General features: G+C 73.6%; 26 protein-coding genes and 2 tRNA genes. 17 read left to right on the plus strand and 11 right to left on the minus strand.

The window, feature by feature from the left end; translation table 11 throughout:
• Nucleotides 1-200 precede the first annotated feature (200 nt).
• The 5 genes from P2H44_RS12555 to P2H44_RS12575 all read left to right on the plus strand — a co-directional run bounded on the left by P2H44_RS12555 (nucleotide 201) and on the right by P2H44_RS12575 (nucleotide 6,054).
• Complete coding sequence (locus tag P2H44_RS12555) at nucleotides 201-1,109, plus strand: LysR substrate-binding domain-containing protein (RefSeq protein WP_275763902.1); 909 nt, start codon at nucleotides 201-203, stop codon at nucleotides 1,107-1,109.
• Between the two features lie 213 nt (nucleotides 1,110-1,322).
• Nucleotides 1,323-2,180, plus strand: coding sequence for an HTD2 family dehydratase (locus P2H44_RS12560; protein WP_275763904.1), 858 nt, complete (start codon nucleotides 1,323-1,325; stop codon nucleotides 2,178-2,180).
• Nucleotides 2,180-2,977: an HpcH/HpaI aldolase/citrate lyase family protein gene (locus P2H44_RS12565; RefSeq protein ID WP_275763905.1), complete on the plus strand. Its 798-nt coding sequence runs from the start codon at nucleotides 2,180-2,182 to the stop codon at nucleotides 2,975-2,977. The genes P2H44_RS12560 and P2H44_RS12565 overlap by 1 nt, the downstream gene beginning before the upstream one ends.
• A gap of 120 nt (nucleotides 2,978-3,097) precedes the next feature.
• On the plus strand, nucleotides 3,098-4,615 hold the full coding sequence (locus P2H44_RS12570; RefSeq protein ID WP_275763906.1) for a fumarate hydratase: 1,518 nt from the start codon (nucleotides 3,098-3,100) through the stop codon (nucleotides 4,613-4,615).
• Between the two features lie 203 nt (nucleotides 4,616-4,818).
• Nucleotides 4,819-6,054: an acetyl-CoA C-acetyltransferase gene (locus P2H44_RS12575; RefSeq protein ID WP_275763907.1), complete on the plus strand. Its 1,236-nt coding sequence runs from the start codon at nucleotides 4,819-4,821 to the stop codon at nucleotides 6,052-6,054.
• A gap of 111 nt (nucleotides 6,055-6,165) precedes the next feature.
• Here the strand turns inward: P2H44_RS12575 and P2H44_RS12580 are convergent, their stop codons facing one another.
• Together P2H44_RS12580 and P2H44_RS12585 are read right to left on the minus strand one after the other, a co-directional pair.
• The gene (locus P2H44_RS12580; protein WP_275763908.1) at nucleotides 6,166-7,383 is read right to left on the minus strand and encodes an aminopeptidase P family protein; all 1,218 of its coding nucleotides are present in this window, start codon (nucleotides 7,381-7,383) and stop codon (nucleotides 6,166-6,168) included.
• Nucleotides 7,384-7,580: 197 nt separating this feature from the next.
• Complete coding sequence (locus tag P2H44_RS12585; RefSeq protein ID WP_275763909.1) at nucleotides 7,581-8,000, minus strand: MarR family winged helix-turn-helix transcriptional regulator; 420 nt, start codon at nucleotides 7,998-8,000, stop codon at nucleotides 7,581-7,583.
• Between the two features lie 111 nt (nucleotides 8,001-8,111).
• Between P2H44_RS12585 and P2H44_RS12590 the strand changes: the two genes are divergently transcribed.
• Nucleotides 8,112-9,281 (plus strand): HPP family protein, encoded by a 1,170-nt coding sequence (locus tag P2H44_RS12590; protein WP_275763910.1) that lies wholly within the window; start codon nucleotides 8,112-8,114, stop codon nucleotides 9,279-9,281.
• Between the two features lie 32 nt (nucleotides 9,282-9,313).
• On the opposite strand, the gene P2H44_RS12595 is transcribed toward P2H44_RS12590, so the two are convergent.
• Nucleotides 9,314-9,772, minus strand: a complete 459-nt coding sequence (locus P2H44_RS12595; protein WP_275763911.1) for an RrF2 family transcriptional regulator — start codon at nucleotides 9,770-9,772, stop codon at nucleotides 9,314-9,316.
• Between the two features lie 196 nt (nucleotides 9,773-9,968).
• On the opposite strand from P2H44_RS12595, the gene P2H44_RS12600 reads away from it, so the two are divergent.
• Together P2H44_RS12600 and P2H44_RS12605 are read left to right on the plus strand one after the other, a co-directional pair.
• Nucleotides 9,969-10,193, plus strand: coding sequence for a hypothetical protein (locus tag P2H44_RS12600; RefSeq protein ID WP_275763912.1), 225 nt, complete (start codon nucleotides 9,969-9,971; stop codon nucleotides 10,191-10,193).
• Between the two features lie 29 nt (nucleotides 10,194-10,222).
• Nucleotides 10,223-10,933 (plus strand): DUF6522 family protein, encoded by a 711-nt coding sequence (locus P2H44_RS12605; protein ID WP_275763913.1) that lies wholly within the window; start codon nucleotides 10,223-10,225, stop codon nucleotides 10,931-10,933.
• Nucleotides 10,934-10,955: 22 nt separating this feature from the next.
• On the opposite strand, the gene rnk is transcribed toward P2H44_RS12605, so the two are convergent.
• The 4 genes from rnk to P2H44_RS12625 form a co-directional block, all read right to left on the minus strand.
• Nucleotides 10,956-11,390, minus strand: coding sequence for a nucleoside diphosphate kinase regulator (gene rnk, locus P2H44_RS12610; RefSeq protein WP_275763914.1), 435 nt, complete (start codon nucleotides 11,388-11,390; stop codon nucleotides 10,956-10,958).
• Between the two features lie 176 nt (nucleotides 11,391-11,566).
• Complete coding sequence (locus tag P2H44_RS12615; protein ID WP_275763915.1) at nucleotides 11,567-11,830, minus strand: hypothetical protein; 264 nt, start codon at nucleotides 11,828-11,830, stop codon at nucleotides 11,567-11,569.
• Between the two features lie 46 nt (nucleotides 11,831-11,876).
• A tRNA-Met gene (locus P2H44_RS12620) sits at nucleotides 11,877-11,953 on the minus strand.
• A 265-nt stretch (nucleotides 11,954-12,218) separates the two neighbouring features.
• A complete protein-coding gene (locus P2H44_RS12625) occupies nucleotides 12,219-12,992 on the minus strand; it encodes an HpcH/HpaI aldolase family protein (protein ID WP_275763916.1) in 774 nt (257 codons plus the stop codon).
• Between the two features lie 298 nt (nucleotides 12,993-13,290).
• On the opposite strand from P2H44_RS12625, the gene P2H44_RS12630 reads away from it, so the two are divergent.
• The 3 genes from P2H44_RS12630 to P2H44_RS12640 all read left to right on the plus strand — a co-directional run bounded on the left by P2H44_RS12630 (nucleotide 13,291) and on the right by P2H44_RS12640 (nucleotide 16,843).
• Nucleotides 13,291-14,838, plus strand: a complete 1,548-nt coding sequence (locus P2H44_RS12630) for an alkaline phosphatase D family protein (RefSeq protein WP_275763917.1) — start codon at nucleotides 13,291-13,293, stop codon at nucleotides 14,836-14,838.
• Between the two features lie 364 nt (nucleotides 14,839-15,202).
• A complete protein-coding gene (locus P2H44_RS12635; protein WP_275763918.1) occupies nucleotides 15,203-15,574 on the plus strand; it encodes a VOC family protein in 372 nt (123 codons plus the stop codon).
• 435 nt (nucleotides 15,575-16,009) lie between these two features.
• Entirely contained in the window at nucleotides 16,010-16,843 is an 834-nt protein-coding gene (locus P2H44_RS12640; RefSeq protein ID WP_275763919.1) for a TIGR00282 family metallophosphoesterase, read from the plus strand.
• Between the two features lie 63 nt (nucleotides 16,844-16,906).
• On the opposite strand, the gene P2H44_RS12645 is transcribed toward P2H44_RS12640, so the two are convergent.
• The 4 genes from P2H44_RS12645 to P2H44_RS12660 form a co-directional block, all read right to left on the minus strand.
• Nucleotides 16,907-17,479, minus strand: a complete 573-nt coding sequence (locus tag P2H44_RS12645) for a 5-formyltetrahydrofolate cyclo-ligase (protein ID WP_275763920.1) — start codon at nucleotides 17,477-17,479, stop codon at nucleotides 16,907-16,909.
• 110 nt (nucleotides 17,480-17,589) lie between these two features.
• Nucleotides 17,590-17,664: transfer RNA gene (locus P2H44_RS12650), tRNA-Glu, on the minus strand.
• Between the two features lie 134 nt (nucleotides 17,665-17,798).
• Entirely contained in the window at nucleotides 17,799-18,455 is a 657-nt protein-coding gene (locus P2H44_RS12655) for a hypothetical protein (RefSeq protein ID WP_275763922.1), read from the minus strand.
• A gap of 134 nt (nucleotides 18,456-18,589) precedes the next feature.
• Nucleotides 18,590-18,940, minus strand: a complete 351-nt coding sequence (locus P2H44_RS12660) for a DUF6476 family protein (protein ID WP_275763923.1) — start codon at nucleotides 18,938-18,940, stop codon at nucleotides 18,590-18,592.
• On the opposite strand from P2H44_RS12660, the gene P2H44_RS12665 reads away from it, so the two are divergent.
• From P2H44_RS12665 to P2H44_RS12690, 6 genes are all read left to right on the plus strand, one after another.
• Nucleotides 18,939-20,039: an RluA family pseudouridine synthase gene (locus tag P2H44_RS12665; RefSeq protein ID WP_275763924.1), complete on the plus strand. Its 1,101-nt coding sequence runs from the start codon at nucleotides 18,939-18,941 to the stop codon at nucleotides 20,037-20,039. The genes P2H44_RS12660 and P2H44_RS12665 overlap by 2 nt on opposite strands.
• Nucleotides 20,040-20,193: 154 nt before the next feature.
• The gene (locus P2H44_RS12670) at nucleotides 20,194-21,255 is read left to right on the plus strand and encodes a hypothetical protein (RefSeq protein ID WP_275763926.1); all 1,062 of its coding nucleotides are present in this window, start codon (nucleotides 20,194-20,196) and stop codon (nucleotides 21,253-21,255) included.
• A gap of 206 nt (nucleotides 21,256-21,461) precedes the next feature.
• Nucleotides 21,462-22,361, plus strand: coding sequence for an RNA polymerase sigma factor RpoH (gene rpoH, locus P2H44_RS12675; RefSeq protein WP_275763927.1), 900 nt, complete (start codon nucleotides 21,462-21,464; stop codon nucleotides 22,359-22,361).
• A gap of 643 nt (nucleotides 22,362-23,004) precedes the next feature.
• Complete coding sequence (gene rpsO, locus P2H44_RS12680; protein WP_092859321.1) at nucleotides 23,005-23,274, plus strand: 30S ribosomal protein S15; 270 nt, start codon at nucleotides 23,005-23,007, stop codon at nucleotides 23,272-23,274.
• A gap of 299 nt (nucleotides 23,275-23,573) precedes the next feature.
• A complete protein-coding gene (pnp, locus tag P2H44_RS12685; RefSeq protein WP_275763928.1) occupies nucleotides 23,574-25,712 on the plus strand; it encodes a polyribonucleotide nucleotidyltransferase in 2,139 nt (712 codons plus the stop codon).
• A 203-nt stretch (nucleotides 25,713-25,915) separates the two neighbouring features.
• The gene (locus P2H44_RS12690; protein ID WP_275763929.1) at nucleotides 25,916-26,353 is read left to right on the plus strand and encodes a hypothetical protein; all 438 of its coding nucleotides are present in this window, start codon (nucleotides 25,916-25,918) and stop codon (nucleotides 26,351-26,353) included.
• Nucleotides 26,354-26,357: the final 4 nt, after the last annotated feature.

The following is a 26,357-nucleotide window of genomic DNA, read 5'->3' on the forward strand; positions in this document are numbered from 1 at the left end:
AGGCTTGCCGCCCGCGGAAGGGCCGCGGCGGCGTCGTATGGGCGCGGGGTCCGCGCGGCCGCTCCGGCGCCCCGGTCGATCCGGGGGGGCCGGCGCCAGGAGGGCCGCCGCGAATCCGCGCGCGATCCGTGGGGACGCTTCTAGCACTTTTTAGAATTAGTAAAATTGCGAATTTTCAATCGCCGTGATAGGTTTCGTTTATGGCAAACGTCACCCTCCGGCAGCTGCGGTATTTCGAGGCGCTCGCCCGCCTGCGCCACTTCGGCCGCGCGGCCGAGGCCTGCGCCATCTCCCAGCCGGCGCTGTCGGTGCAGATGAAGGATCTCGAGTCCCTCCTCGGCGCGCCGCTGGTCGAACGCGGCCCCCGCGAGGTGCGCCTGACCCGGCTGGGCGAGGCGCTCGCCCCCCGCGCGCGGGAGGTGCTGCGCGCGGTCGAGGAGATTGAGGACCTGGCCCGCGCCTCGCTGCGCCCCTTCGCCGGGCGGCTGGGCATCGGGGTGATCCCCACCGTCGCCCCCTACCTGCTGCCGGCGCTGATGAAGGACCTGGCCGAGACCTGGCCCGAGCTCGACCTGCGCCCGCGGGAGACGGTGACCGCGACCCTGGTGCGCGACCTGCTCGACGGGCGCCTCGACGCCGCGGTGGTGGCGCTGCCGATCTCCGAGCCCGCGCTGGTCGAGACGCCGCTGTTCGCGGAGGAGTTCGTCCTCGTCCGCCCGCTCGCCGACGCCGACCGCCCGGTCCCCAGCGCCGAGTCCCTGCGCGAGATGCGCCTGCTGCTGCTCGAGGAAGGGCATTGCTTCCGCGACCAGGCGCTGGATTTCTGCGGCCTGGGCGCCGCGCCGCCGCGGGACCTGATGGAGGGGAGCACGCTGGCCACCCTGGTGCAGATGGTCGCCGTGGGCATCGGCGTGACGCTGATCCCCGAGATGGCCGTGCCGGTCGAGACCGCCTCGGCCCCCGTCTCCCTCGCCCGCCTCACGCCGCCCCGGCCCATGCGGACCATCGGCATGGTCTGGCGACGCAGCTCCCCGCTCGCCGACCAGCTCGCGATCATCGCCCAGCGCGTGCGCGACGTGGCCCAGGCCGCGGCGCCCGGGCCGGGCTGAGCGGGTCGGGCTGAGCGGGGGCGGGGCCGCGCGCCTCTCCCCTCGCCGCTCTCTCGTCCCCGGCCGGCCGGGCCCGGCCCCTCCCGCCCTCCCGAAACCTGTCGGCCGGCAGGGACTGGCCGCGGCGCCGATCAGCGCATAGGAAAGAGGGCGAGCAGACCTCCGCCGCGCCTGCGCGGGCGGGCGCGGACCCACGACGAGAAGAGAGACGGGATGGCAAGCACGGCAACCACGGACCCCGCGGCGGCGATCGGGCGGACCGAGACGCGGATCGACGCGGTCGACCTGCCGCGCGTCGCCGGCATGGCCGCCACGCTGGGCGTCGAGGCGCCCGCCCCCGGCGCGCCCCTGCCGCCGGGCTGGCACTGGCTGTTCTTCAACGGCGCCGCCGACCGCGCCGACATCGGCCACGACGGCCACCCGAAGCTCGGCGGCTTCCTGCCCGACACCGGCCTGCCGCGCCGCATGTGGGCCGGCGGACGGCTGAGCTACCTCGCCCCGATCCCCGTGGGCGCCGAGGTCGTGCGCGACAGCGAGATCCTCGACGTCTCCCAGAAATCCGGCCGCTCGGGGCGGCTGTGCTTCGTCACCGTGCGCCACCGCATCTCGGCGAACGGGACCCTGTGCATCGAGGAGGAGCAGGACATCGTCTACCGCGATCCGCCCGCCCCCGACGCCCCCGCCCCGAAGCCCGCCCCCGCCCCCGAGGGCGCCGAGGCCTCCGAGACCGTGACCCCCGACCCGGTGCTGCTGTTCCGCTACTCGGCGCTGACCTTCAACGGCCACCGCATCCACTACGATCGCCCCTACGCGACGCAGGAGGAAGGCTACCGGGACCTCGTCTTCCACGGCCCCCTGACCGCCACCTACCTGCAGGACATGGCGCGCCGCCTGCGCCCCGAGGCGCGCCTCGCGGGGTTCGAGTTCCGCGGCATGTCGCCGATCTTCGTCGACCGCCCCTTCCAGACCCAGGCCGCGGCGGGCGAGAGCCCCGACGCCCTCTCGCTCTGGGCCCGCGGCCCGGAGGGGGAGCTGTGCATGAAGGCCTCCGCCCGGTTCGAGGACCGCTGATGCCCGATCCCCGCAGCTACCTCTTCGTTCCCGGCCAGCGCCCCGACCGCTTCGCCAAGGCCGCGGCCTCGGGCGCGCAGGCGATCATCCTCGACCTCGAGGACGCCGTGGGCCCCGAGCAGAAGGGCGAGGCCCGCTCCCATGTCGCGAGCTGGCTCGCCGACGGCGGCGCCGGGCTGGTGCGCGTGAACGGGCAGGGCACGCCCTGGTTCGACGACGACCTCGCCATGCTCGCCGCCGCCCCCTCGACCGGGGTGATGGTGCCCAAGGCGGACCCGCAGGCGCTGGCCGAGGTCGCCGCCCGCCTGCCGGGCCGGCCCCTGCTGGCGCTGATCGAGACGGCCGCCGGCCTCGCCTCCCTGCGCGAGGCCGCCCGCGTGCCCGGCGTCGCCCGCCTCGCCTTCGGCAACATCGACTTCTCCGCCGACCTCGGCCTCGACGGCCCGGACGAGGCGCTGGACCCCGCCCGGTTCGAGATCGTCCTCGCCTCCCGCCTCGCCGACCTGCCGCCGCCGGTGGACGGCGTGCGGGTGGAGCTGGAGGACGCCGCGGGCCTGAGCGCCGAGGTCGTGCGCAAGCGGGGGCTGGGCTTCGGCGCGAAGCTCTGCATCCATCCCGCGCAGGTCGGCCCGGTGAACGCCGGCTTCGCCCCCTCCGAGGCCGAGATCGCCTGGGCCCGCCGGATCGAGGCCGCGATGGCCGAGGCCGCCGGCTCCGCCGTGCGGGTCGACGGCAAGATGGTCGACAAGCCCGTGCTCGACAAAGCCCGCCGCATCCTCGCCAACGCGCCCGGCTGAAAGGGCGCGCGCCCCGGGTCAGGCCCGGGGCGCCGCGCGCCGGCCGTTTCCGTTGCCCCTTCGCGCGCGCGGGTGCAGACAGGGGGCCGCGCGCCCCAGAGCCCAGCCAGGAGCCAGGCCATGACCGTGATTCACCCCGACCACATCGTCGAAAGCGTCCGCTCGGCCCTGCAGTACATCTCGATCTACCACGCGCCCGACTACCTCGAGCGCCTGGTCGAGGCCTGGCATGCCGAGGAGAGCGTGCCCGCGAAGAACGCCATCGGCCAGATCCTGCAGTCCGCCCGCCTCGCCGCCATCGGGCGCCGCCCGATCTGCCAGGACACCGGCATGGTCACCGTCTTCGCGAAGCTGGGGCAGGGCGCCCGCATCGGCGGCGACCGCCCGCTGGACGAGCTGATCAACGAGGCCACCCGCCTCGCCTATCTCGACGCCGGCAACCCGCTGCGCGCCTCGATGGTGCGCGATCCGCTGTTCGACCGCACCAACACCCGCGACAACACCCCCGCCGTCACCCACGTGGAGCTGACCACCGGGAACGAGCTGGAGCTGATCCTTGCCGCCAAGGGCGGCGGGTCCGAGAACAAGGCGCGCTTCACCGTCCTCAACCCCGCCGCCTCGGTCGAGGACTGGGTGGTCGAGACCGTCTCGAAGCTCGGCGCGGGCTGGTGCCCGCCGGGCGTGATCTCGATCGGGGTGGGCGGCAGCGCCGAGAAGGCGATGCTGCTGGGCAAGCGCGCCGCGCTCGACCCCATCGACATGGGCCGCCTGCTGAAGGAGGGGCCGAAGGACCGGATCGAGGAGATGCGCCTCGACCTCTACCACCGCATCAACGGGCTGGGCATCGGCGCGCAGGGCCTCGGCGGTCTCGCCACCGTGGTGGACGTGAAGGTCGCGACCTACCCGACCCACGCCGCCTCCAAGCCCGTGGCGCTGATCCCGCAATGCGCCGCCAACCGCCACGCCCACCTGCGCCTGACCGGCGAGGGCGCGGTGCACCTGACCCCGCCCCCCCTCTCGGCCTTCCCCGAGATCGAGCCGGGCGCCGACGGCCCCGCCCCCCGCCGCGTGAACCTCGACACGCTGACGAAGGAGGAGGCGGCGGGCTGGAAGATCGGCGAGACGCTGCTCCTCTCCGGCCGCCTGCTGACCGGCCGCGACGCCGCCCACAAGCGCATGGCCGAGACGCTGGCGCGGGGCGAGGAGCTGCCCGTCTCCCTCCGCGGCCGGGCGATCTACTACGTCGGTCCCGTGGACCCGGTGGGCGACGAGGTGGTGGGCCCCGCCGGCCCCACCACCTCCACCCGCATGGACGGGTTCACGGACATGGTGCTCGACCAGGGGATCATCGCCATGATCGGCAAGGCCGAGCGCGGGCCCGCCACGGTCGACTCGATCGCCAGGCACGGCGCCAGCTACCTGATCGCCGTCGGCGGCGCCGCGGTGCTGGTCGCCCAGGCGGTGCGAGAGGCCCGGATCCTCGCCTGGGAGGACCTGGGCATGGAGGCGATCCGCGAATTCGTGGTCGAGGACATGCCCGTCACCGTGGCCGTCGACGCGCAGGGCGGCTCGATCCACGCCGAGGGTCCCGCCCGCTGGCGCCGCCCCGCCCCCCCGCGCCAGACCGCGGACGCCTGAGCCGACGGCGGCCGCGCCGGCCCGCCCGACCGGCGGGCCTCCCCGCCCCGCCCCGACGGCAACCGACCGGCGGCAGGGACGTCTTGCCTCGCGCCTGACCGGCCGGCAGGCCCGGTTGCATCTTTCATCGGGCGGTTAACCCGCGTATCCGTAGAGGCTGAACCCGGCCCCGCGGGCCGGAAGCGATGAGGAGAGGAAACGTCATGGCCGAGGCCTATATCGTGGACCACTGCCGCACCCCGCGCGGCATCGGCAAGGTCGGCAAGGGCGCGCTGGCGGACATGCATCCCCAGCACCTGGGCGCCGCGGTGCTCGGCGCGCTGCGCGACCGCAACAACCTCGACACCTCCAAGGTCGACGACATCGTCTGGGGCACCTCCAACCAGACCGGCACCCAGGGCGGCGACCTGGGCCGCATGTCGGCGCTGGACGCGGGCTACGACGTGCGCGCCTCGGGCGTGACGCTCGACCGCTTCTGCGGCTCGGGCCTGACCGTCGCGGCGCTGGGCGCCTCCACCGTCATGGCCGGCTGGCAGGACGTGGTCATCGCCGGCGGCTGCGAGATGATGTCCTACTCCTTCTCGCCCGAGGGGCGCCGCTCGGTCGGCCTCGACGGCGGCAACATGCGCCTGCGCGAAGCGCATCCGCAGGTCTCGCAGGGCGTCTGCGCCGACGCGATCGCCTCGATCGAGGGCATCTCCCGCCGCGCGACCGAGGAGCTGGCCGTCGAATCGCAGCGCCGCGCCGCCCAGTCGCTCGCCGACGGGCGCTTCGAGAAGTCGCTGATCAAGGTCTACAAGGCCGACGGCACCCTGGCGCTGGACCATGAGGAGTTCCCGCGCCCGCAGACCACGCTCGAGTCGCTGGCCCAGCTGAAGCCCTCGTTCGAGGCGATGATGGACTATCCCATCGACGCCACCGGCGCGACGCACGGCCAGCTGATCCGCAAGGCCTACCCCGACCTGAAGATCGAGCACATCCACCACGCCGGCAACTCCTCGGGCGTCGTCGACGGCGCGGCCGCGATCCTGGTCGCCTCGAAAGAGGCCTGCGAGGCCAACGGCTGGAAGCCCCGCGCCAAGATCACCCACGCGGTGAACATCGGCGACAGCCCCGAGCTGATGCTGAACGCCCCCGTCCCCGCCGCCCGCAAGGCGCTGGAGCGGGCCGGCCTGACGCCCGACGACATCGACCTGTGGGAGGTCAACGAGGCCTTCGCCGTGGTCGCCGAGAAGTTCATCCGCGACATGAAGCTGGACCGCGACAAGGTGAACGTTTGCGGCGGCTCGATCGCGCTGGGCCACCCGATCGGCGCCACCGGCGCGATCCTGATCGGCACCCTGATCGACGAGCTGGAGCGCCAGGACAAGCACCGCGGCCTGGTCACCATGTGCGCCGCCGGCGGCATGGCCCCCGCGCTGATCATCGAGCGTCTCTGACCTCGCCCGGCCCCTGAGGGCCGGCCGATCCCGGGCGCGGCGCTCTTCCCGAGCGCCGCGCCCTTCCCGTTCCGGGCCGCGCCCGGCGCCGAGCCCCCCGTTCCCGACCGGTCAGGCGACGACGTTCGCCTCGGGGCCGTAGGGGAACCGGGTGATGTTCTCTGCCCCGGTCTCGCCGACCACCAGGATGTCGTGCTCGCGGTAGCCGCCGGCGCCGGGGCGCCCCTCGGGGATCCACAGCATCGGCTCCATCGAGACGACCATGCCGGGCTCCAGCACCGTCTCCACGTCCTCGCGCAGCTCCAGCCCCGCCTCGCGGCCGTAGTAGTGCGACAGGATCCCGAAGGAGTGGCCGTAGCCGAAGGAGCGGAACTCCAGCAGGCCCTCCTCGGCGAAGAAGGCGTTGATCCCCTCGCAGATCTGCGCGCAGGTCACGCCGGGGCGGATCAGCGACAGGCCGAGCTCATGGGCGGCGACGTTGGCCCGCCACAGGCGCAGGGTCTCGGCGTCCGGCTCGCCCAGCGTCAGGGTCCGCTCCAGCGCGGTGTAGTAGCCCGAGATCATCGGGAAGGCGTTCAGGCTCAGCAGGTCGCCGCCGCGCAGGGCGCGGGTGGTGACGGGGTTGTGCGCGCCGTCGGTGTTCAGGCCGGACTGGAACCACACCCAGCTGTCGCGAAGCTCCGAGTCGGGGTGCGCGCGGGCGATCTCCAGCTCCATCGCGTCGCGCCCGGCCATGGCCACGTCGATCTCGCGGGCGCCCTCGCGGATCGCGCTCCGGATCGCCTCGCCGCCGAGGTCGGCGATGCGCGCGCCCTCCCGGATCAGGGCGATCTCCTCGGGGGACTTGATCATGCGGGCCTGCATGGCGGGCTGGGCGACGTCGACCAGCTCGATCCCCGGCGCGGCCTCCGCCAGCGCGTCGCGCGCGGCCAGCGTCAGGTGGTCGGCCTCGATCCCCACCCGGCGCGCGGCGCCCATCCGCGCGGCCGCGGCGCGCTGGAAGTTGCCGCGCCGCCAGTCGGTGTAGATCACGTTCTCGCACCAGCTGCGCCGCCGCGGCTGGCCGGCGTCGATGTTGGCGGTGATCGTGGTGCAGGCCTCGGGCGTGACCACGCAGCCGTAGGGCCGCCCGAAGCTGCAATAGAGGAAGCCGGTGTAGTAGGCGATGTTGTGCATCGAGGTCAGCAGCGCCGCCTCGATCCCCCGCTCGGCCATGATCGCGCGCAGGCTGGCGATGCGGCGGGCGTACTCGCCCTCGGAGAACGGCAGCGGCGCGCGCGGGCCGTTGGGGCGCACGAAGCTTTCGGGACGGTCGTGAAGGCCGCTCATCGCGTGTCCTCATCCAGTCGCCGGACGGGGACGCGCCGCGCCCGACGAGGCATCCGGGCGTGCAGGACAGGGGGCCGGGGCGCAGGGGCGCCGCGGATGCGCGCCCGGGGCCAGCCCCGGCCGCCCGCGTCGACGCCATCGCCGCGGAGCGCGCCCGACTCCGATAGCCGCGCCCGTGGCGCCGATCAAGCGGGATCTCAGAGCCGTTCGAGCAGCCCTACCAGCAGCGGCCGCAGGCGGCGCAGCTCCTCGCGATGCGCCTCCGACAGGGCCAGCAGCAGGCGCTCGGCGCGCTCGGTCGGGGCGATCACCCGGCGGCGGCCGTCCTCCGCGTCGTCGAGGCGGCGCACCAGGCCCAGCGCCTCGAGGCGGCTGGCCAGTTCGCTGGCGCTGTGGGGGCGCAGGAGCAGCGCTTCGGCCAGCTCCCCGACCGAGAGCGCGCGCGCCTCCGCCGCCCGGATGGCCAGCAGCGCCTGGTGCTGCTGGGGCGTCAGCCCCTCGCCGGCGGCGGCGGTCTCGCTGAAGTGCAGGAAGCCGCGAAGCTGGCGGCGGAAGGCCGCCAGCGTGCGGATGTCCGCGTCCGAGACCGGGTCGTCGATGGGGGGCGTCGCCGTCATGCGCAGCGTTCTGGCGCCGGTCCCGGTCGTCGGCAAGCGCGAAGGCGGCTTGAGGTGCATCGTGTTGCGATATAAATCGACCGCAACCGCCGGGAACAAGGGGGGCGCGGGATGCGCGATCCGGAAGAGACGCGCGTCCGCGCCCTGCTCAGAAGCCTCGGACCCGCCGTCGCCGCCTCGCCGCCGCGCGAGGCGTTGCGGGCCGGCCTCGGCGCCTTCGTCGGGCTGCTGGCCGCGGGGCTCTTCGCGCTGTCGCCCGGCGTGGACCTGGAGCTGGGGCTCTACCTCGTGGCGGCCTTCGGGGCGACGTCGGTGCTGCTCTTCGCCGTGCCCAACAGCCCCCTCGCGCAGCCCTGGTCGGCGGTGGTCGGCAACGTCTCGGCGGCGCTGGTCGGGGTGGCGGCCTGCCTGCTGGTCCCCGATCCGGCCTGGCGCATCGCGCTGGCGGTGGGGGCGGCGATCGCGGTCATGGGCCTCCTGCGGGCCATGCATCCGCCGGGCGGGGCCGTGGCGATGACGGCGGCGATGAGCCCCGACGCGGTGCGCGAGCTGGGCTTCGGCTTCGCCCTCGCCCCGGTGGCGGCGGGCACCGTGCTGCTGGTCGTCGTCGCCGCGATCCACGCCCGCCTGACCGACCGCCGCTACCCGTTCCGGCGCTTCGGCGAGCCCGACGCTCACGGCGCCGCAGACGCCCCGGCCGCCGAGCGGCTGGGCCTGTCGGAAGAGGACCTGACGGGCATCCTCAACCGCTACCGCCAGTCGCTGAACCTGGGCGTCGAGGACCTCGCCCGCCTGATCGGCGCGGCCGAGATCCAGGCCGCCGGGCGCCGCCTCGGCCCCCAGACCGCCGGGCGGATCATGTCGCGCGACCTCGTCACCGTCGGCCCGGCCACGCCGCTGGAGACGGTGGCGGACCTGTTCGACCGGCATGGCTACGCCTCCCTGCCGGTGGTCGCGGCGGACGGCAGCTTCCTGGGCGTGATCTTCCAGCTCCACCTGATCCGGCGCGCGGTGGCCGACCGGCTGCGCCTGGGGCGCGGCTTCTCGGCGGCGCTGTCGCGGCTGGTGGACCGGGGCTGGCGGACTCCGGCGCGGGCGGGCGACGTGATGTCCGTGGCCGTCCCGCGCGCGACCACCTCGACCCCGCTCGCCGCCCTGCTGCCGATGCTGGCAGAGGGCGAGACCGAGGCGGTGCCGATCCTGCATGGGGGCAAGCTGGCGGGCATCGTGACCCGCACCGACCTCGTCGCGGCCCTCGCCCGCGAGGCGCTGCGGGGCTGACCTCAGCGCCGGCGCCGCGGGGACGCCGCCCCTCAACCCGCTCCCGCGCCGGATCCTGGCGCGGCGCGCTCGGCCGCGGTCAGGAAGGCGTCGGGGGCCAGGGCCACGTCGGCCAGCGTCACCCCGTCGAAGACCGCCAGGAACGCCTCCAGCCCCTGCTGCATCACCCGCGGCAGCCGGCAGCAGTCGCCGATCACGCAGGACTCGCCGGTCGCGAAGCACTCCACCATCTCGAAGTCCGGCTCGGTCGCGCGCAGCACGTCGCCCAGCCGGATCTCCGCCGCCGGCCGCGCCAGGCGGAACCCGCCCGAGCGGCCGCGCACGCCCTCAAGGAACCCCGCGCGCACCAGCGCGGTGACGATCTTGGTCAGGTGCGCGCGCGAGACGCCGTAGGCCGCCGCCGCCGCGTCGATGGTGGCCAGCCGGTCGCCCGAGGCCGCGGCGTACATCAGCACCCGCAGCGCGTAGTCGGAGAACTTGGTCAGCCGCATCCCGTCCGCTCCCGTCCCGGCCCCTCCCGTCCGGACATGCCGGGGCGGAGGCGGGGGCGCAAGCCCTCCGGCCAAAAAGACGCATTCTAAATGATTCTTTTTGGCGCCATATCGGGACCGACCCGAAGCACGCCCCCCGAAGCCCCGGCGACCTCCGCCCCGGCGCGCGTCTTCGGCCCGTTCGAAAGGACACGCCATGCTCGCCGCCGTCGCCGTCGCCAAGATCGCCGGAATCGCGACCCTGCTGATCCTCGCCTGGTTCGTGGTGAAGATCGTGCGGGGCGGCCCCTCCGCCCCCGCCGAGGGAACCGCCGCCGATCCGATCGGCGAGATGATCCTTCGCGGCTTCACCTGGATGCTGATGATCGGCGTCGCCGCCGCCTTCGCGATCAGCATCGGCGAGGTGATCGACGCGCTCTGACGCGCCGTCGACCCGAGGGAGGACCGCCCATGACCCCCGAACCCCCGCTGGAACGCCAGGACGACGGCTTCGTCATCGAGGCCGGGCGCCTCGCCGCCCTGCTGGGCCTGTCGCCCGAACAGGTGCGCGAGGAGCTGCGCGACGGCCGCATCGTCACCCGCGTCGAGAGGGGCGAGGGCGAGGACGCCGGAACCTGGCGGCTGAGCTTCCTGCGCGGCCCCGACCGGGTGCGCCTGGTGGTGGACGCCGCGGGGCGCGAGCTGCGCCGCAGCCGGATCTCGGCCCCGCCGCCGCCCGCCTCGCCGGCGCCCTCTCCCGCCCGCCTGCCCGGCCCCTCGCGCCTGGCGCCGGCCGACCGCCCGGACCCGGCGACCCTGCGCGCGCTGGTCGAGGACTTCTACGCCCGGGCGCGCGCGGACGCCGAGCTGGGGCCCCTGTTCGAGGCCGCCGTCACGGACTGGCCGGCGCACCTGGAGCGGATCGCGGCCTTCTGGTCCGCGGCCCTGCTGGGCGACGGCGGCTGGAAGGGCGACGCCTTCGGCCGCCACCGCCCCCACGCGCCGCGGATGACCCCGGCGATGTTCGCGCGCTGGCTGGCCCTGTGGCGGCAGGCGACCGAGGCGCATCTCTCCCCGGCCGCCGCGGCCCTCGCCCAGTCCAAGGCCGCGCGCATCGCGGCGGGGCTGCGCATGGCCCTGCTGCCGCAGGACCCCGGCGACGGCTTCCGCCTGCCGTCCTGAGAGGGCGGTCGGAGCGCCGGCCTCAGCCGGCGCCCTCCGTCTCGCTTGCGGGCAGGACCTCGATCACGTGCAGGGTGCGCCGCTCGCCGTCGCGGCGGCGCCACTCGAAGCGCGCCCCCTGCTTCAGCCCCAGCAGCGCCACGCCGATGGGCGTGACGACCGAGATCCGGCCCGCGCTGATGTCGGAGCGCTCGGGCCAGACCAGGCTCACGGTCTGCTCGCGCCCCGTGGTCTCGTCGCGGTAGCGCACGCGGGCGCCGATGCCGACCACGTCGGGCGGCATCCGGTCTCCCGCCACCACGCGGGCGCGGTCGATCTCTCCATGCAGCTGTTCGGCGAGGTCCGGGTCGCGGCTCTCGGCCCCGTGGGCGAGCGCCTCGAGGTGCGGCAGATGCCGGGCGTCGATGACGACGGCGGGCTTGCGTCCGCCGCGGCGGGGCGGGGTGGGGTGGTTCATGGCTTCGTCTTTCGTGGAGGCGCAGGCCCGGACCGCCGCGGATGCGGTCGGCCGGCGCCGGCGCGGAATTTCTGGAAGGATCACGGCGGCCTCGCGGCCGTCCCGGCCTCGGCCCCCTCAAGACGCATCGAGGACGCTGTGACCGGACCGCGCAGAGCGCGGTCGCGGACATCGCTTCATCGGGAGATCGCGAGGGATCGGTCGTTGCGCGCGGGGTCGTCCCCGGACGTCGAAGCGGTCAGCCCGCCGGCGTCGTCCGGGGCCGGATGCGTGCGCCCGAAGCGCCGCAGCGGCGACGCGCGCCGGGATATGTCGTCCGATCGACCATGCGCCGCGACATAGGCGCGAACCCCGCGCCGGTCAATCGCACGCCCCGGCAGGCCCGGAGCCGCCTCGCGCCGCCGGCGCGAGGTCATGCCGATGCAGGCCTGCAGGCGCACGGTCGCCGTCGTGCGCAGTTCCGACGTCGATGTGGGGAGGGGGGCTTGGTAGCGGAGGAGGGACTTGAACCCCCGACACGCGGATTATGATTCCGCTGCTCTAACCAACTGAGCTACTCCGCCGAGCCGCGCGCCTGATAGCCAAGCCACGGCGGGGCGTCAAGCGGCGTCGGGCAGGAAATCGCGGGTTCCGCAGCGGAGCCCCGCATTCGCCGCGCCCCGCGACCGGGCCGGGAGGGGGCCGGCCGCAGGGGCGGGGACCCGGGCGGCGCCTCGAAGCGGGGCCGCGGGGCAGGCGCCGGGACCCTCCGCGTCCGTTGGGGGCGGAGACGGGGAGCCGCGGCATCCGCCGGCGTCGGGGCGGGGCCCCCGCAGGGGCCCCCGCGGCTCAGCGGTGCTTGGCCAGCAGGGCGGCCGCGCCGCGCAGCAGCAGGGTCACGTCCGAGCCGACGGCCACCATGTCCGCGCCCATCTCCAGGTACTTCGCCACCGTCGCCTCGTCGAAGCCCAGCGTGCAGGCGGGCTTGCCGCAGGCGTGGATGCGCGCGATCGAGGAGCGGATCACCTCGTCCACCTCCGGCGCCCCCGGCTGGCCGGTGAAGCCCATCGAGGCCGAGAGGTCCGAGGGCCCGATGAAGATCGCGTCCACGCCGTCCACCGCGCAGATCGCCTCGATGTTCTCGACCGCGGTCAGCGTCTCGACCTGGGGGACCACGCAGATCTCGGCGTTGGCCTTGGTCAGGTAGCCGGGGATCCGCCCGTAGCGCGCCGCGCGCACCACGCCGGCCGCGCCGCGGATGCCGCGGGGCGGGTAGTGGCATGCCTGCACCGCGGCCTCGGCCTGCTCGGCCGTGTCCACCATCGGGATGATGAAGCTCTGCGCGCCCGCGTCCAGCAGCTGCTTGAGCACCCAGGCCTCGTTCACCGGCGGGCGGGCCACCACCGAGGAGGCCCCCCGCTCCGCCGCCGCGATCTGGCGGCGCATCAGGTCGATGTCGAGCGGCGCATGCTCCCCGTCGATCAGCACGTAGTCGAAGCCCGCGTCGGCCAGCAGCTCGGTCGAGGCGTCGGCCCCCAGCATCAGCCACAGCCCCAGGACCGGGTCCTTGCGCGCGGCGAGCTTGGCCTTGAAGGCGTTCCGGGGGAGGGAGAATTCGGTCATCTTGAAGCTCCTTGCGCGACGGCGGGCCGCGGTCTCGGGGCCTCAGGATTAACCGTGCGGCCGGTCTGCGGGAAGGGCCGATCCCGATACGGCCCCCGCACGCCCCCTTCGCCGCCCTTGCCCGGCGGCGCGCGAGGGGCGAGGCTTCCCTGCCCGACGTCGCGGAAGCAAGGCCCGCGGCGCGGCGGGCGGGCGTCACGGATCCGACGCGCAATCTTCGCGCCTCCGCGATGCGCCCGTCACCAAGCGCGGCGAGCTTCGCGCCGCATCCCGCATCCGCAATCGTTCGGAGCCCCCCATGCCCCAGCTTCGCCTCTCCCGGCGCCAGGTCCTCGCCGGCGGAACCGCCGCCGCCTCCGGCCTGTTCCTGCCCGCCTACTCCCGCGCCAACCAGCGCCCCGCGCTGACCCACGGCGTCCAGTCCGGCGACGTCTCGGCCGACGGCGCGGTGATCTGGGCGCGGGCCGACCGCCCCTCGCGCATGATGGTCGAGGCCTCGACGACCGAATCCTTCGCCAACGCCATCCGCCTGCCGGGCCTGGGCGTGACGTCGGCCACCGACAACATGGGCAAGCTGGAGCTGGCGGGCCTGCCCTCCGACCAGGACGTGTTCTACCGCGTCACCATGCTGGACCTCGCCGACGTCAACGTGGCGTCCGAGCCGGTGGTGGGCCGCTTCCGCACCGCCCCCGGCTCCGCCCGCGACATCACCTTCACCTGGTCGGGCGACACCGCCGGCCAGGGCTGGGGCATCGACGAGAGCCGCGGCGGCATGACGATCTACTCGACCATGCTCAAGCACCAGCCGGACTTCTTCATCCACTCCGGCGACACAATCTACGCCGACGGCCCCCTGAAGGCCGAGGTGGAGCTGAAGGACGGCACGATCTGGAAGAACCTGGTCACGCCGGAGAAATCCAAGGTCGCCGAGACCCTGCAGGAGTACCGCGGCAACTTCCTCTACAACCTGCTCGACCACAACGTCCGCGCCATGGCCGCCCAGGTGCCGATGCTGGCCCAGTGGGACGACCACGAGACGGTCAACAACTGGTATCCGAACGAGCAGCTCGAGGACGACCGCTACACGGTCAAGTCCGCCGCCCTCCTCTCGGCCCGCGCCAACCGCGCGTTCCGCGAGGTGATGCCGATGCGCGAGAGCACGACCGAGCCCGGCCGCATCTACCGCAAGGTGTCCTACGGCCCGCTGCTGGACGTGTTCTTCATCGACATGCGCACCTACCGCGGGGACAACACCTCCAACGACCAGATGGAGCCGGGGCCGCAGACCGACTTCCTCGGCGCCGCCCAGCTGCGCTGGCTGAAGGCCGAGCTCGCGGCCTCCCGCGCCACCTGGAAGGTGATCGCCTCGGACATGCCCATCGGCCTGATGGTGCGCGACGGCAAGTCGGCGTTCGAGAATGGCTCGAACGGGAACGGTCCGGTGAAGGGGCGCGAGTTCGACATCGCCGAGGTGCTCAGCTTCATCAAGCACGCCAAGGTGAAGAACACCGTCTGGCTGACCGCCGACGTCCACTACACGGCGGCGCATCACTACAGCCCCGACCGCGCCCAGTTCCAGGATTTCGAGCCGTTCTGGGAGTTCGTCTCGGGCCCGCTGCACGCCGGCACCTTCGGCCCCAACGACTATGACGACACCTTCGGCCCCAAGGCCGAGTTCGTGAAGGCGCCGACCCCCGAGATGGGCCAGAACCTGCCCCCGTCCGAGGGCTACCAGTTCTTCGGCAAGGTCGACATCGAGGGGGCGACGGGCCGCATGACCGTGCGCCTGATGGACGCCGCCGACGTCGAGCTCTGGTCCACCACCCTCGACCCCGAGCGCGCCTGACGCCCCGGGCGCCCGCAAGGCGCCCTGACGATCCTCCCGAGAGCCCCCGCAGCCCCGGCCGCGGGGGCTCTCCCTTCGATCCCGCCGACCTCGGCCCCGGCCGCCCCTGCGCCGGCCTCGCCTGCGCGGAGGGCGAAGGACGAACGGGAGGCGCGGCTGAGCCGCGCGTCCCCTCGGAGTCCCCGCCCGGAAACCGTCCCGCCGCCGGGCGTCGCCTCGCCGAACCGGCGGTCGGCGCGCCTCCGCCGCAGGGCCGCCTTCCGTCGCGCGTTGCGGTCGCGCGGAGGGGGCGCTAAGGCCGTTCGGGCGGCCGCGCGGTTCGACGCCCGGCCGCCGCAGAAGATGAACTCCGGGGAGGATCTCCATGTTCAACCACGTCATGGTTGGAACCGACGACATTCAGGCCGCCAAGCGCTTCTACGACGCCGTGCTCGGCGCGCTGGGCTATGGCGAGGGCGTGATGCCCACCGAAAGCCGCTGCTTCTGGCGCTCCCCGAACGGGGCGTTCGGGGTGACCACCCCGATCGACGGCAAGGCCGCGACCTTCGCCAACGGCGGCACCATCGGCTTCCTCGCCACCAGCCAGGACGAGGTCGACGCCTGGCACGCGGCCGGCCTCGCCAACGGCGGCGTCGCCTGCGAGGACCCGCCGGGCGTGCGCGCGAACGGCATGTACCTCGCCTACCTGCGCGATCCCGACGGCAACAAGATCTGCGCCGTGAAGCGCGCCGGCTGACCCGCCGGACGCGCCCCGCGCCCCGCTCAGGGGCGACGACGCGCAGGGCCGGCCCGAAAGCGCCGGCCCTGCACGCAGACTTCGCGGCCCCCGCCGACCGCCGAAGGCCCTCCGCCCGCCGACGCCTCTTAGGCTGCTCCGGCGGGCGCGACGCGCCCGTCCCTTCCTCGCCCTCTGCCGATGGAAGACCTCGCCTCCACCCCGCGAGCGGCCGTTCCCCGGGCTTGACCCGGGGCCTCTCTCCGCCGCTGCTCCTCGCGCCGCCCGGACCCTTGCGCCGCCCCGCCGCGCGCGCTGTTTCAAATCGATACATCGCGCCCCCGGCCGGCGCGCGTGGCCTGGCCCCCTCCGCCGGGAACAGCGGTCTCCCCGCGCTCTCCCGCCCCGCCGCCCTCCCGCTGGCGCCTCCCGGCGATTGGGTCTAGAGGGAGGGGCATGAAGCTAATGTTCCTCGGCGACGTCATGGGTCGGGCCGGCCGCACCGCGGTCATCGAGCGGCTGCCGAAGCTGCGCGAGGCCTGGAAGCTGGATTTCATCGTGGTCAACGCCGAGAACTCGGCGTCGGGCATGGGGCTGACCGGGGCCATCGCGGCGGAGATCTTCGCCGCCGGCGCCGACTGCATCACGCTGGGCGACCATGCCTTCGACCAGAAGGACATGATCTCCTACATCGGCTCCGATCCGCGGATCCTGCGGCCGCTGAACTTCTCCCGCGCCGCCCCCGGCCAGGGCGCGAAGATCTTCGAGGCGACCCGCGGCCGCCGCGTGCAGGTGGTGCAGGCGCTGGGCCGGGTGTTCATGTCGCGGCCCTACGACGATCCCGTGCCGATGGTCGACGCGGCCCTGAAGACCGCGCCGCTGGGCGGGGCCGTGCAGGCCACGATCCTCGACTTCCACGCCGAGGCGACGTCGGAGAAGATGGCCATGGGCCGGATCGTCGACGGCCGCGCCAGCCTGGTGGTGGGCACCCACACCCACGTGCCGACCTCGGACGCGATGATCCTCAACCGGGGCACCGCGTACCTCTCGGACGCGGGCATGTGCGGGGACTACGACTCGGTGATCGGGATGCAGGCCGACGAGCCGATCCGCCGCTTCGTCACCGGCATGGCCAAGGGCCGCTTCCAGCCCGCGCTCGGCCCCGCCACGATCTGCGGCGTCTATGTCGAGACCGACGACAAGACCGGTCTCGCCAAGCTCGTCCACCCGATCCGCATCGGCGGCCGCCTCGCCCCGTCGGTGCCCGAGGGCTTCGCGATCCCGGACTGACCCCCGCCGCCGGACGGCGCCTGCGCCCGAGTTGACAGCTGTCAACTCGCGGTTGCGCGCGGCTCAGCTGCGCAGGCCCGTCTCGGTGACGAGGGCGTCGAGGGGGCGGTCGGTGGGCTCGGCGGGCAGGGCCCCGGCCTCCTGCGCGGCATAGGCGAAGCCGAGCGCATAGGCGCCGGGGCCGCCGGGCGCCTGCAGCCCCGCCAGCGTGCGGTCGTAGAAGCCGCCGCCGTAGCCCAGCCGGCGCAGGCGCGCGTCGAAGGCCACCAGCGGCACGATCAGCGCGGCGGGCGTCAGCCAGTCGCCCGCGGCGGGGACGGCGGCGCCGAAGGGGCCCTCGACCATCTCCGCCCCCGGCGTCCATTCCCGGAACCGCAGCGGCCGCTCCGCCGCCTCGATCACCGGCACGCACAGCCGGCGGCCGGCGGCGTGCAGGGCCGCCATCAGGGGACGGGGGTCGATCTCGGTGCGGATGGGGACGTAGCCGGCCACCACCTCCTCCGCCGGGCGGACCAGCAGGGCGGCGAGGGCGGCGTCTGTGGCGGCCTGCGGCGCGGGGCCCAGCGCCAGGCGCGCCTCCCGCCTGCGGGCGAAGGCGGCGCGGCGGGCCTCGGTCTTGGCCTGAGCGATGTCCATGGCGCGCGTCCTCCCGATCCGCCCGGCGCTCCGGGGCGGCGCGCCCGGGGCCGGAAAAGCGAAAGGGCCGACGCTGGAGCGTCGGCCCTGGTCCGCGAGCCGCGGAAGATTGGCATCCCCTAGGGGAATCGAACCCCTGTTTCCACCGTGAGAGGGTGGCGTCCTAACCGCTAGACGAAGGGGACAGGATGCCTCGGCTGCGGTGAGCGGGGAGATATTCGGAGGGCGGAGGGGAGTCAAGGCCCCCTCCAAGGCCGCCCGAAAGATTTCCTGCGACGGAATGGCAGGCCGGGCCGGAGGCCCGAAAAGCGACGCCGCGTCAGGATTTGCGGCGCGCGGCGAAGCCCAGCGCCGCCAGCCCCGCGCCCAGCAGCGCCACGGGGGCGGGCAGGGGCACGGCGGTCCCGTCGGGGCCGCTCAGCTGGAAGATCGGCGCCGAGCCGAGGAAGGTGGTCCACTCGTTCGGCGTGAGATCCGCGTCCGCGTCCGCGTCTCCGAAGAACAGGTCGTCGGAGCTGCTGCCGGCGGAGAGCATGTAGTAGGGGTCGTCGGCCAGGCTGGCCACGGCGAACAGGTAGTCGCCCGCCGCAAGCGTCAGCGGCGCGAAGCTGGTCTGCTGCGTCGCGATCGTGCCGCCCGACGAAACGGCGTCGACCGCGCCCCCCCAGATCTGCGCGCCGACCGTCGAGCCGACCACGGAGAAGACGGCGATGTGGAAGTCGGGATCGGCCGGGGCGGCGATCGGCGTGCTGGTCGCGAGGTCGATGTAGGCGCCTACCCAGGCGACGGCGTCGATCGTCGTCTTCGCGGAGAAGGTGAAGCGGCCGGCGGAATATTCGCCGGCGGCCACCGAGCCGGGATAGCCGGAGGGGCTCTGGCCCCAGCCTTCGCTTTCGAAGACCACCGTGGCCAGGGCGGGGGCGGCCGAGGCCGCCAGAAGGGCGGCGGCGAGGATGGTGGACCTGATCGGCGGCATGGGCACGCTCCGGACGGTTACGCTACGGAGCGGGAGCCTTGCGCGCATTCAGAAACTATTCAAGAAGGTTAACGGCGCCGCAGCGGCATGTTCCGCTTGATGAAAATCCATCCCGGGCGGGTCGGCGGCGCGGCTTATTCCCGGCGGATCGGGGTCTCGGACAGCAGCTTGCCGTCGGCGCGGCGGAAGGTCAGCAGGGATTCGGCGCCGTCGGGACGGCGGACCGTGGCCAGTATCTCGGAGGGGGAGGCGCCCAGGCCGGTGACCTCGGCGCCCGCGGGCAGGGCGAGCGTCTCGGCCTCGATCGCGCGGGCGGGCGGGGCGGCGGACCACAGCCGCCAGGCGACGGTGCCCGCGATCAGGATCATTCCCAGCGCCAGCGTCACCGTCAGCGCCGTCACCAGGCGGCGGAGGGCGCGAAGCCGCGGGGGTTCGGGAAACTCGTCCTCGTCCTCGGCGAGGGCAGGAGATAGGTTCCGGGACATGAGCGAGCACCTGACCGAAGATCAAGACGACGACGGGGACGACGGGTTCGACGGACCCGCGGCGCCCCCGGCCGCGTCCGGCCCCCTCCTGTTCGAGATCCCCGAGGCGCAGGAGGGGGAGCGCCTGGACAAGGCCCTGGCCACGCTGGCGCCGCCGGGGCTGAGCCGGTCGCGCCTGCGCGCGCTGGTGGAGGGCGGCGCCGCCGAGCGGGACGGCGAGGTGGTGCGCGACCCGCGCGCCAAGGTCAAGGCCGGCGAGGTCTATGCGCTCGAGATCCCCGCGCCCGCGCCCGCCCGGCCGGAGCCCGAGGCGATCCCGCTGGACGTGGTCTACGAGGACGCGCACCTGATCGTGGTGAACAAGCCCGCGGGCATGGTCGTGCACCCTGCGCCCGGCGCGATGACCGGCACGCTGGTCAACGCGCTGCTCGCGCATTGCGCCGGCTCGCTGTCGGGCGTGGGCGGCGAGGCGCGGCCGGGCATCGTGCACCGGATCGACAAGGACACCTCGGGCCTGCTGGTGGTGGCGAAGTCCGACGCGGCCCACCACGGCCTGTCCGAGCGCTTCGCGGCCCATGACCTCGAGCGCGCCTACCAGGCCTTCGCCTGGGCCGCGCCGATGACCACCGATCCCCGCGCCCTGGGCCTGCCGGGGGTGGAGGACGAGGGCGGCGGCTGGCTGCGGATCGAGACGCGCCTCGACCGCCACCGCTCGGACCGCAAGCGGATGGCGGTGGCGAAGGCGGGGGGGCGGATCGCCGTCTCCCATCTGCGCACGCTGTCCTTCGCGGGGCCGCCCACGCGCCCCTCGGTCAGCCGGGTCGAGTGCCGGCTGGAGACGGGGCGCACGCACCAGATCCGGGTGCACATGAGCTGGCTGGGCTGCCCGCTGGTGGGGGATGCGACCTACGGCGGCCGCTCGCGCAAGGCGCCCGCCGACCTGGGCGAGGCGGCGGTGGAGGCGCTGACCGCCTTCCCCCGCCAGGCGCTGCACGCCGCCACGCTGGGCTTCGACCATCCCGTCACCGGCGAGCCCCTGCGCTTCGAGGCGCCGCTGCCCCCTGACATGCAGGCGCTGGCTGACGCGCTCGGGCTGTGAGGGGCGCCGCGTCTGGCGTCCCGCCTGAGCCCCCGGTGAACCGACCCCCGGATCGCTGTTGACGCAACGTCGTCTGCGCGGCAGCCTTTTTCCGAGCGCCCCGCCGTCCGCCCCTCGCGGACGGCGCGCGGGCGGGCGGAAGGGGGAACGGGCCATGCCGCGGGACGAAACCGCCGACCAGGGCCCCGGCGACGCCGGGCCGCCGCGCCCCGCCGGCGCGGAGGCGGAGCCCGAGGTCGGCATGGCCATGCCGATCTCCGAGTCCGCCGACGACGAGACCGCGGAGGAGGACGGCGCCGCGCCTGCGCAGGGCGACGAGGACCATGTGAAGGAGTGGCTCGACGACCTCGCCGCCGGGCTGGGGGAGCGGGTGACGCGCATCTACGTGTGCACCGATTCCTACGTGGTGTTCTCGACCGACGACAGCGACGAATCCTCGGACCTGCGGGCGCTGCGCTACGCCGTGCGCCGCGGCGACGGGCGGGCGTTCCGCGAGCGCTACCATGCGCTGTCCTCCGACCTCGCGGCGATGGTGACCGCCATCGTGGGCGCGCGCCCGGTGCTGCCCTGGGACGTGGCGGTGCGCAACTACGAGGCCACGCGCGAGCGCGCGATGTGGCAGGCGGCGCAGGCGGTGGCCGCGGCGCTGGACGGCGACGCGCAGGTGGCCCAAGGCCTCGCGACCCGCGCGCGGGAGGCGATCGAGACCTATCGCGACAGCATCGTGCGCAGCCGCTACCTGGTGGGGGCGAGCGTGGCGCTGGTCCTCTTCGTGCTGGTCGCCTTCGCCTTCTCGGGCCCCGCGCGGGCGTTCTTCGGGGCGCTGGGGCCGGAGGGGGCGGAGCTGCCGGCGGTCGCCAACCTGCTGCTGACCGGGGCGGTGGGGTCGTATTTCTCAGTGATCTACGCGCTGGGCAAGGTGCGGGTGAACCACGCGATCTCGCTGGCCGAGATGGTGGTGCTGGGCGCCTCGCGCATCGCGACGGGGGTGATCGCGGCGGGGGTGGCGGTGCTGCTGATCCAGGGCGGCTGGCTGATGGGCGGCGTCGATTCCGAGCGGCTGTCGATGACGCTGCTGCTGTTCGCCTTCCTGGCCGGCTTCTCGGAAATGTTCATCCCCAACGCCCTGAAGGAGACCGAGGCCAAGACCCGGGTCGAGAGCCCCGCGCCAGCTCCTGCCCCCGCCGCCCCGTCGCGGCCCGCCTCCGGGGGGTGAGCGGGGGCGCGCGGGCGCGGGTTTTAGCGCCGCGCGCGCGGACTCCCTGCTCCCGCCCGCTCACGAACAGGAAACCGCCCCAAACGTTGTCTTAACGTTCTCGCATCACCATATGGCTTTTCCGGAGGACGCACGCGTCCCCCGCAAGGCCGACTGCGCCCTGCTTTCCGCACGCTGCGGGACGGGCGCGGGCGAAGGAGGGATGTATGACCACTTACGCCAAGCTCCCGGCGCCGTCGCCGGAACAGGGGCTCTCCCGCTACCTGCAGGAGATCCGCAAGTTCCCGATGCTGGAGCCGGAAGAGGAGTACATGCTCGCCAAGGCCTGGGCGGACCACGACGACAAGGAGGCGGCGCACAAGATGGTGACGTCGCACCTGCGTCTCGCGGCGAAGATCGCCATGGGCTACCGCGGCTACGGGCTGCCGACGGCCGAGGTGATCTCGGAGGCGAACGTGGGCCTGATGCAGGCCGTGAAGCGGTTCGACCCCGAGAAGGGCTTCCGCCTCGCGACCTACGCGATGTGGTGGATCCGCGCCGCGATCCAGGAGTACATCCTGCGCAGCTGGTCGCTGGTGAAGATGGGCACCACCGCCGCGCAGAAGAAGCTGTTCTTCAACCTGCGCAAGGCCAAGAACCGCATCGGCGCGCTCGAGGAGGGCGATCTGCGCCCCGAGAACGTCGAGACGATCGCCAAGAACCTCGGGGTGACCGAGGACGAGGTGATCGCGATGAACCGGCGCCTGTCGGGCGGCGACGCCTCGCTCAACGCGCCCCTGAAGGCGGACGGCGAGGGCTCGGCCGAGTGGCAGGACTGGCTGGCCGACGACGACGCCGACCAGGCGGCGGAATACGCCGAGCGCAACGAGCTCGAGAGCCGTCGCGAGCTGCTGATGGCCGCGATGGAGAGCCTCAACGAGCGCGAGCGCCACATCCTGACCGAGCGTCGCCTGAAGGACGACCCGGTGACGCTGGAGGACCTGTCCAAGGTCTACGACGTCTCCCGCGAGCGCGTCCGCCAGATCGAGGTCCGCGCCTTCGAGAAGCTGCAGAAGAAGATGCGCGAGCTCGCCGCCGAGAAGGGCCTGATCCGCGAGGTCGCCTGATCTCTTCGGGCCCGGCCGGACGACCGACATGACGAGCGCCCGCGGAACGCCGCGGGCGCTTCGTCTTTCCGGCCCCGGGCGCCGCGGGGTCCGTCGCGCCCCGGGCCGGCCTTTCGCCCGCGGCGCGCCCCACCGTTCCGCCCCTGGCCGCCGTCTCTCCGCCGGCCCGCCAGGCGCCCCGGCGCGACGTCCGCCGGCCCTCTCGAAGCGCCTGTTCTCCGGAGCCGTCCATCGCGCTGCCGATCAGAGCGACTCGCCCGCCCCGGTCAAGGATCGCGAAGCGACCGCGCTTGCGCGGCTTGTCCTTGACCGGGGCGGGCGAGTCGCTCAGGCAGCAAAAGCGATGGACGGCTCCGCAGACCAGGCGCGGCCCTGTTCTCGGGTGAGTCAGGAGCCCGCCGGAGGCTCCGACCCTCTCCGATCCAGGCGCGCCCGCCCGCGACGGGCCCAGGCCCGCCCGCAGGGCGCCCGGTTCCCGGCCCCGCCGGGCGCCGTATCGGAACCCTCTTTCCTTCTCGTCCGATCCGGTGCATAAGCCCGCCTTCCGTGAAGGACCGCGCTGGACGACATCCCGGCGCGCGCCCCGACCGGAGCGGAGGCCCCGAGGGCCCCGCCGGAAACCCCAAGCCCAAGGAGGCCCCCGATGTCGATCACCGTCGAGCGCAAGGAAGCGCTGATCAAGGAATTCGCGACCAAGGACGGCGACACCGGCTCGCCCGAGGTCCAGGTGGCGATCCTGACCGAGCGGATCACCAACCTGACCGAGCACTTCAAGTCGCACAAGAAGGACAACCACTCCCGTCGTGGCCTTCTGAAGATGGTGGCCCAGCGCCGCAAGCTGCTGGACTACGTGAAGGGCAAGGACGAGGATCGCTACAAGACGATCATCACCCGCCTCGGCATCCGTCGCTGAGCGGCCAAGGCGCGCCCCCGGGCGCGCCTTTCGCCATCTGAATGGCGCCTGCAAGGGGAGGACGACGCGCGGCGCGCCCTCCTGAATCCGCCGCCCCACGGGGCGGAAGCCGCGAACCGCGAGGGCTCCTTTCCGGGAGGGGAGACCGGCCCCGCGACACCGTCCGTTCGTTTCCGCCCCAGGCCCCGGGGTCGAAGCGTCTGCGATACGAAACCAGGGGCCCGCGCCCGCACCGGCCCGGCCGGGGGCGCGCAACGCGACGCAGCGCAGGGGCGCGGCGTCGCCGAAGGGAAACGAGAATGTTCCAGATCCACAAGAAATCCATGGAGTGGGGCGGCGAGACGCTGACCCTCGAGACCGGGCGCGTGGCGCGCCAGGCCGACGGCTCGGTGATGGCCACCCTGGGCGAGACCACCGTCCACTGCGCCGTCACCTTCGACAAGAAGCCGAAGGAAGGCCTCGATTTCTTCCCGCTGACCGTCCACTACCAGGAGAAGATGTACGCCGCGGGCAAGATCCCCGGCGGCTTCTTCAAGCGCGAGGCGCGCCCGTCGGAGAAGGAGACGCTGACCTCGCGTCTCATCGACCGTCCGATCCGCCCGCTGTTCGTCTCGGGCTTCAAGCACGAGACCCAGGTGGTCTGCACCGTGCTGTCGCATGACCTGGTCAACGACCCCGACATCGTGGCGATGATCGCGGCCTCGGCCGCGCTGACCCTGTCGGGCGTGCCCTTCATGGGCCCGATCGGCGCCGCGCGCGTCGGCTTCTGCAACGGCGAGTACGTCCTGAACCCGGACGTCGCCGACATGCAGAAGCTGATGGACAACCCCGAGCAGCGCCTGAACCTCGTCGTCGCCGGCACCAAGGACGCCGTGATGATGGTCGAGTCCGAGGCCTACGAGCTCTCCGAGGAGGAGATGCTGGGCGCGGTGACCTTCGGCCACGAGGCGATGCAGCCGGTGATCGACATGATCATCGCGCTGGCCGAGGAGGCCGCGAAGGACCCGTTCGACTTCACGCCCCCGGACCGCTCCGCCCTCTACGCCAAGGTCAAGAGCCTGGGCGAGGACGGCATGCGCGCGGCCTTCGCGGTGCGTGACAAGCTGGAGCGCCAGGACGCCATCGCCGCGGTGCGCGAGACCGTGAAGGCGGGGCTCTCGGAAGAGGACCTGGCCGACGGCTCGGCGCTGAAGGACTGCTTCAAAAAGCTCGAGTCCGCGGTGCTGCGCGGCGACGTGATCGCCGGCGGCGCGCGCATCGACGGCCGCGACCGCACCACCGTGCGGCCGATCCTGGCCGAGGTGGGCGTGCTGCCCCGCACCCACGGCTCGTCGCTGTTCACCCGCGGCGAGACCCAGGCCCTGGTCGTGACCACGCTGGGCACCGGCGACGACGAGCAGATCATCGACGCGCTCGAGGCCGAGTGGCGCGAGCGCTTCCTGCTGCACTACAACTTCCCCCCCTACTCGGTGGGCGAGACCGGCCGCATGGGCGCGCCCGGCCGTCGTGAGATCGGCCACGGCAAGCTCGCGTGGCGTGCGCTGCAGGCGGTGCTGCCGGCGGCGACCGACTTCCCCTACACGATCCGCCTGGTCTCGGAGATCACCGAGTCCAACGGCTCGTCGTCGATGGCCACCGTCTGCGGCGGCTCGCTGTCGATGATGGACGCGGGCGTGCCGCTGAAGGCCCCCGTGGCCGGCGTGGCGATGGGCCTGATCCTCGAGGACGACGGCCAGTTCGCGGTGCTCACCGACATCCTGGGCGACGAGGACCACCTCGGCGACATGGACTTCAAGGTGGCCGGCACCGAGAAGGGCGTGACCTCGCTGCAGATGGACATCAAGGTCGCCGGCATCACCCCCGCGATCATGCAGCAGGCCCTCGCCCAGGCGAAGGACGGCCGCATGCACATCCTGGGCGAGATGTCCAAGGCCCTGTCGTCCGGCCGCCAGGAGTTCTCGGCTCACGCGCCGCGCATCGAGACCATGCAGATCAACCCCGACAAGATCCGCGAAGTGATCGGCTCGGGCGGCAAGGTCATCCGCGGGATCGTCGAGGAGTCGGGCGCCAAGGTCGACATCAACGACGACGGCCTGATCAAGCTCGCCTCCCCCGACGCCGAGTGCATCGAGAAGGCGCGCGAGATGATCAACTCGATCGTCGCCGAGCCCGAGGTCGGCAAGATCTACAAGGGCAAGGTCGTCAAGATCATGGATTTCGGCGCCTTCGTGAACTACTTCGGCAAGCGCGACGGCCTGGTCCACATCTCCCAGATGACCCACGAGCGCGGCGCCAACCCCAAGGACCTCGTCAAGGAGGGCCAGGAGGTTCGCGTGAAGCTGCTGGGCTTCGACGACCGCGGCAAGACCCGCCTGTCGATGAAGGTCGTCGACCAGGAGACCGGCCAGGAGATCGTGCGGGAGAAGGAGGAGGGCTGAGCCCTCTCCAGACCCGTGACGTGATGCGAGGGGCCCCGGCGACGGGGCCCCTTCGCCGTTCGGGGGGGCCTTTCGCCGGTGGCGCATCCTGGCGTTCCGGCGCTCGCGGCCCCATGCTGCGGGGCGTCGCCCCCGAGCCGCCCGCTCGCCGCATCCGAGGCCCCGCCGCCATGCCCCGCGCCGACGCGCTCCCTGAAGCCGATATGGACGATGTCCGCTGGCGAGCCCTGCTGGGGCGCCGCTGGGGGTCCCACGCCGCCGCGGCGCGGGCGCGCAACCGGTCCGGCCGCCCGATGGCCCACGCCTGCGTGCCCTGCCGCCGCTCGTTCAAGCTGCGCGAGGGGCCGGCCCGCCGCTGCCCGGCCTGCGCCGGCCCGCTTCTGCCGATGGGCGAGGCCTTCCGCGTCCCGCCCCGCGCCGACCGCGAGGCCTGGGCGGTGGTTGCGGCCCTGCGCTCGGCGGGCTTCCTGTTCCTGCCGGCCGCGGCCCTGCGCGACCTCGGCCCGGGCCGCGAGCCGTTCCCCCGCCGATTGCGCGACGTGGCGGGGTTCCTGAGGCGCAACGCGGACCACCCGGCCCGCTGCGCGCCCCGGGCGGGCGAGCGGACGCCGGCCTTCCCGGATCGCACGATCCGGTTCTGAAGGG

The organism is Albimonas marina, assembly GCF_029223255.1.
Taxonomy (GTDB): Bacteria; Pseudomonadota; Alphaproteobacteria; order Rhodobacterales; family Rhodobacteraceae; genus Albimonas.

Coding starts and splice junctions, on each gene's coding strand:
- P2H44_RS12605 (WP_275763913.1), top strand. CDS start 10,223: ATGACCCCCGAACCCCCGCTGGAACGCCAGGACGACGGCTTCGTCATC.
- P2H44_RS12640 (WP_275763919.1), top strand. CDS start 16,010: ATGAAGCTAATGTTCCTCGGCGACGTCATGGGTCGGGCCGGCCGCACC.
- rnk (WP_275763914.1), bottom strand. CDS start 11,390: ATGAACCACCCCACCCCGCCCCGCCGCGGCGGACGCAAGCCCGCCGTC.
- P2H44_RS12665 (WP_275763924.1), top strand. CDS start 18,939: ATGAGCGAGCACCTGACCGAAGATCAAGACGACGACGGGGACGACGGG.
- P2H44_RS12555 (WP_275763902.1), top strand. CDS start 201: ATGGCAAACGTCACCCTCCGGCAGCTGCGGTATTTCGAGGCGCTCGCC.
- rpoH (WP_275763927.1), top strand. CDS start 21,462: ATGACCACTTACGCCAAGCTCCCGGCGCCGTCGCCGGAACAGGGGCTC.
- pnp (WP_275763928.1), top strand. CDS start 23,574: ATGTTCCAGATCCACAAGAAATCCATGGAGTGGGGCGGCGAGACGCTG.
- P2H44_RS12670 (WP_275763926.1), top strand. CDS start 20,194: ATGCCGCGGGACGAAACCGCCGACCAGGGCCCCGGCGACGCCGGGCCG.
- P2H44_RS12655 (WP_275763922.1), bottom strand. CDS start 18,455: ATGCCGCCGATCAGGTCCACCATCCTCGCCGCCGCCCTTCTGGCGGCC.
- P2H44_RS12625 (WP_275763916.1), bottom strand. CDS start 12,992: ATGACCGAATTCTCCCTCCCCCGGAACGCCTTCAAGGCCAAGCTCGCC.
- P2H44_RS12560 (WP_275763904.1), top strand. CDS start 1,323: ATGGCAAGCACGGCAACCACGGACCCCGCGGCGGCGATCGGGCGGACC.
- P2H44_RS12575 (WP_275763907.1), top strand. CDS start 4,819: ATGGCCGAGGCCTATATCGTGGACCACTGCCGCACCCCGCGCGGCATC.
- P2H44_RS12590 (WP_275763910.1), top strand. CDS start 8,112: ATGCGCGATCCGGAAGAGACGCGCGTCCGCGCCCTGCTCAGAAGCCTC.
- P2H44_RS12690 (WP_275763929.1), top strand. CDS start 25,916: ATGGACGATGTCCGCTGGCGAGCCCTGCTGGGGCGCCGCTGGGGGTCC.
- rpsO (WP_092859321.1), top strand. CDS start 23,005: ATGTCGATCACCGTCGAGCGCAAGGAAGCGCTGATCAAGGAATTCGCG.
- P2H44_RS12595 (WP_275763911.1), bottom strand. CDS start 9,772: ATGCGGCTGACCAAGTTCTCCGACTACGCGCTGCGGGTGCTGATGTAC.
- P2H44_RS12635 (WP_275763918.1), top strand. CDS start 15,203: ATGTTCAACCACGTCATGGTTGGAACCGACGACATTCAGGCCGCCAAG.
- P2H44_RS12630 (WP_275763917.1), top strand. CDS start 13,291: ATGCCCCAGCTTCGCCTCTCCCGGCGCCAGGTCCTCGCCGGCGGAACC.
- P2H44_RS12580 (WP_275763908.1), bottom strand. CDS start 7,383: ATGAGCGGCCTTCACGACCGTCCCGAAAGCTTCGTGCGCCCCAACGGC.
- P2H44_RS12565 (WP_275763905.1), top strand. CDS start 2,180: ATGCCCGATCCCCGCAGCTACCTCTTCGTTCCCGGCCAGCGCCCCGAC.
- P2H44_RS12660 (WP_275763923.1), bottom strand. CDS start 18,940: ATGTCCCGGAACCTATCTCCTGCCCTCGCCGAGGACGAGGACGAGTTT.
- P2H44_RS12585 (WP_275763909.1), bottom strand. CDS start 8,000: ATGACGGCGACGCCCCCCATCGACGACCCGGTCTCGGACGCGGACATC.
- P2H44_RS12600 (WP_275763912.1), top strand. CDS start 9,969: ATGCTCGCCGCCGTCGCCGTCGCCAAGATCGCCGGAATCGCGACCCTG.
- P2H44_RS12570 (WP_275763906.1), top strand. CDS start 3,098: ATGACCGTGATTCACCCCGACCACATCGTCGAAAGCGTCCGCTCGGCC.
- P2H44_RS12645 (WP_275763920.1), bottom strand. CDS start 17,479: ATGGACATCGCTCAGGCCAAGACCGAGGCCCGCCGCGCCGCCTTCGCC.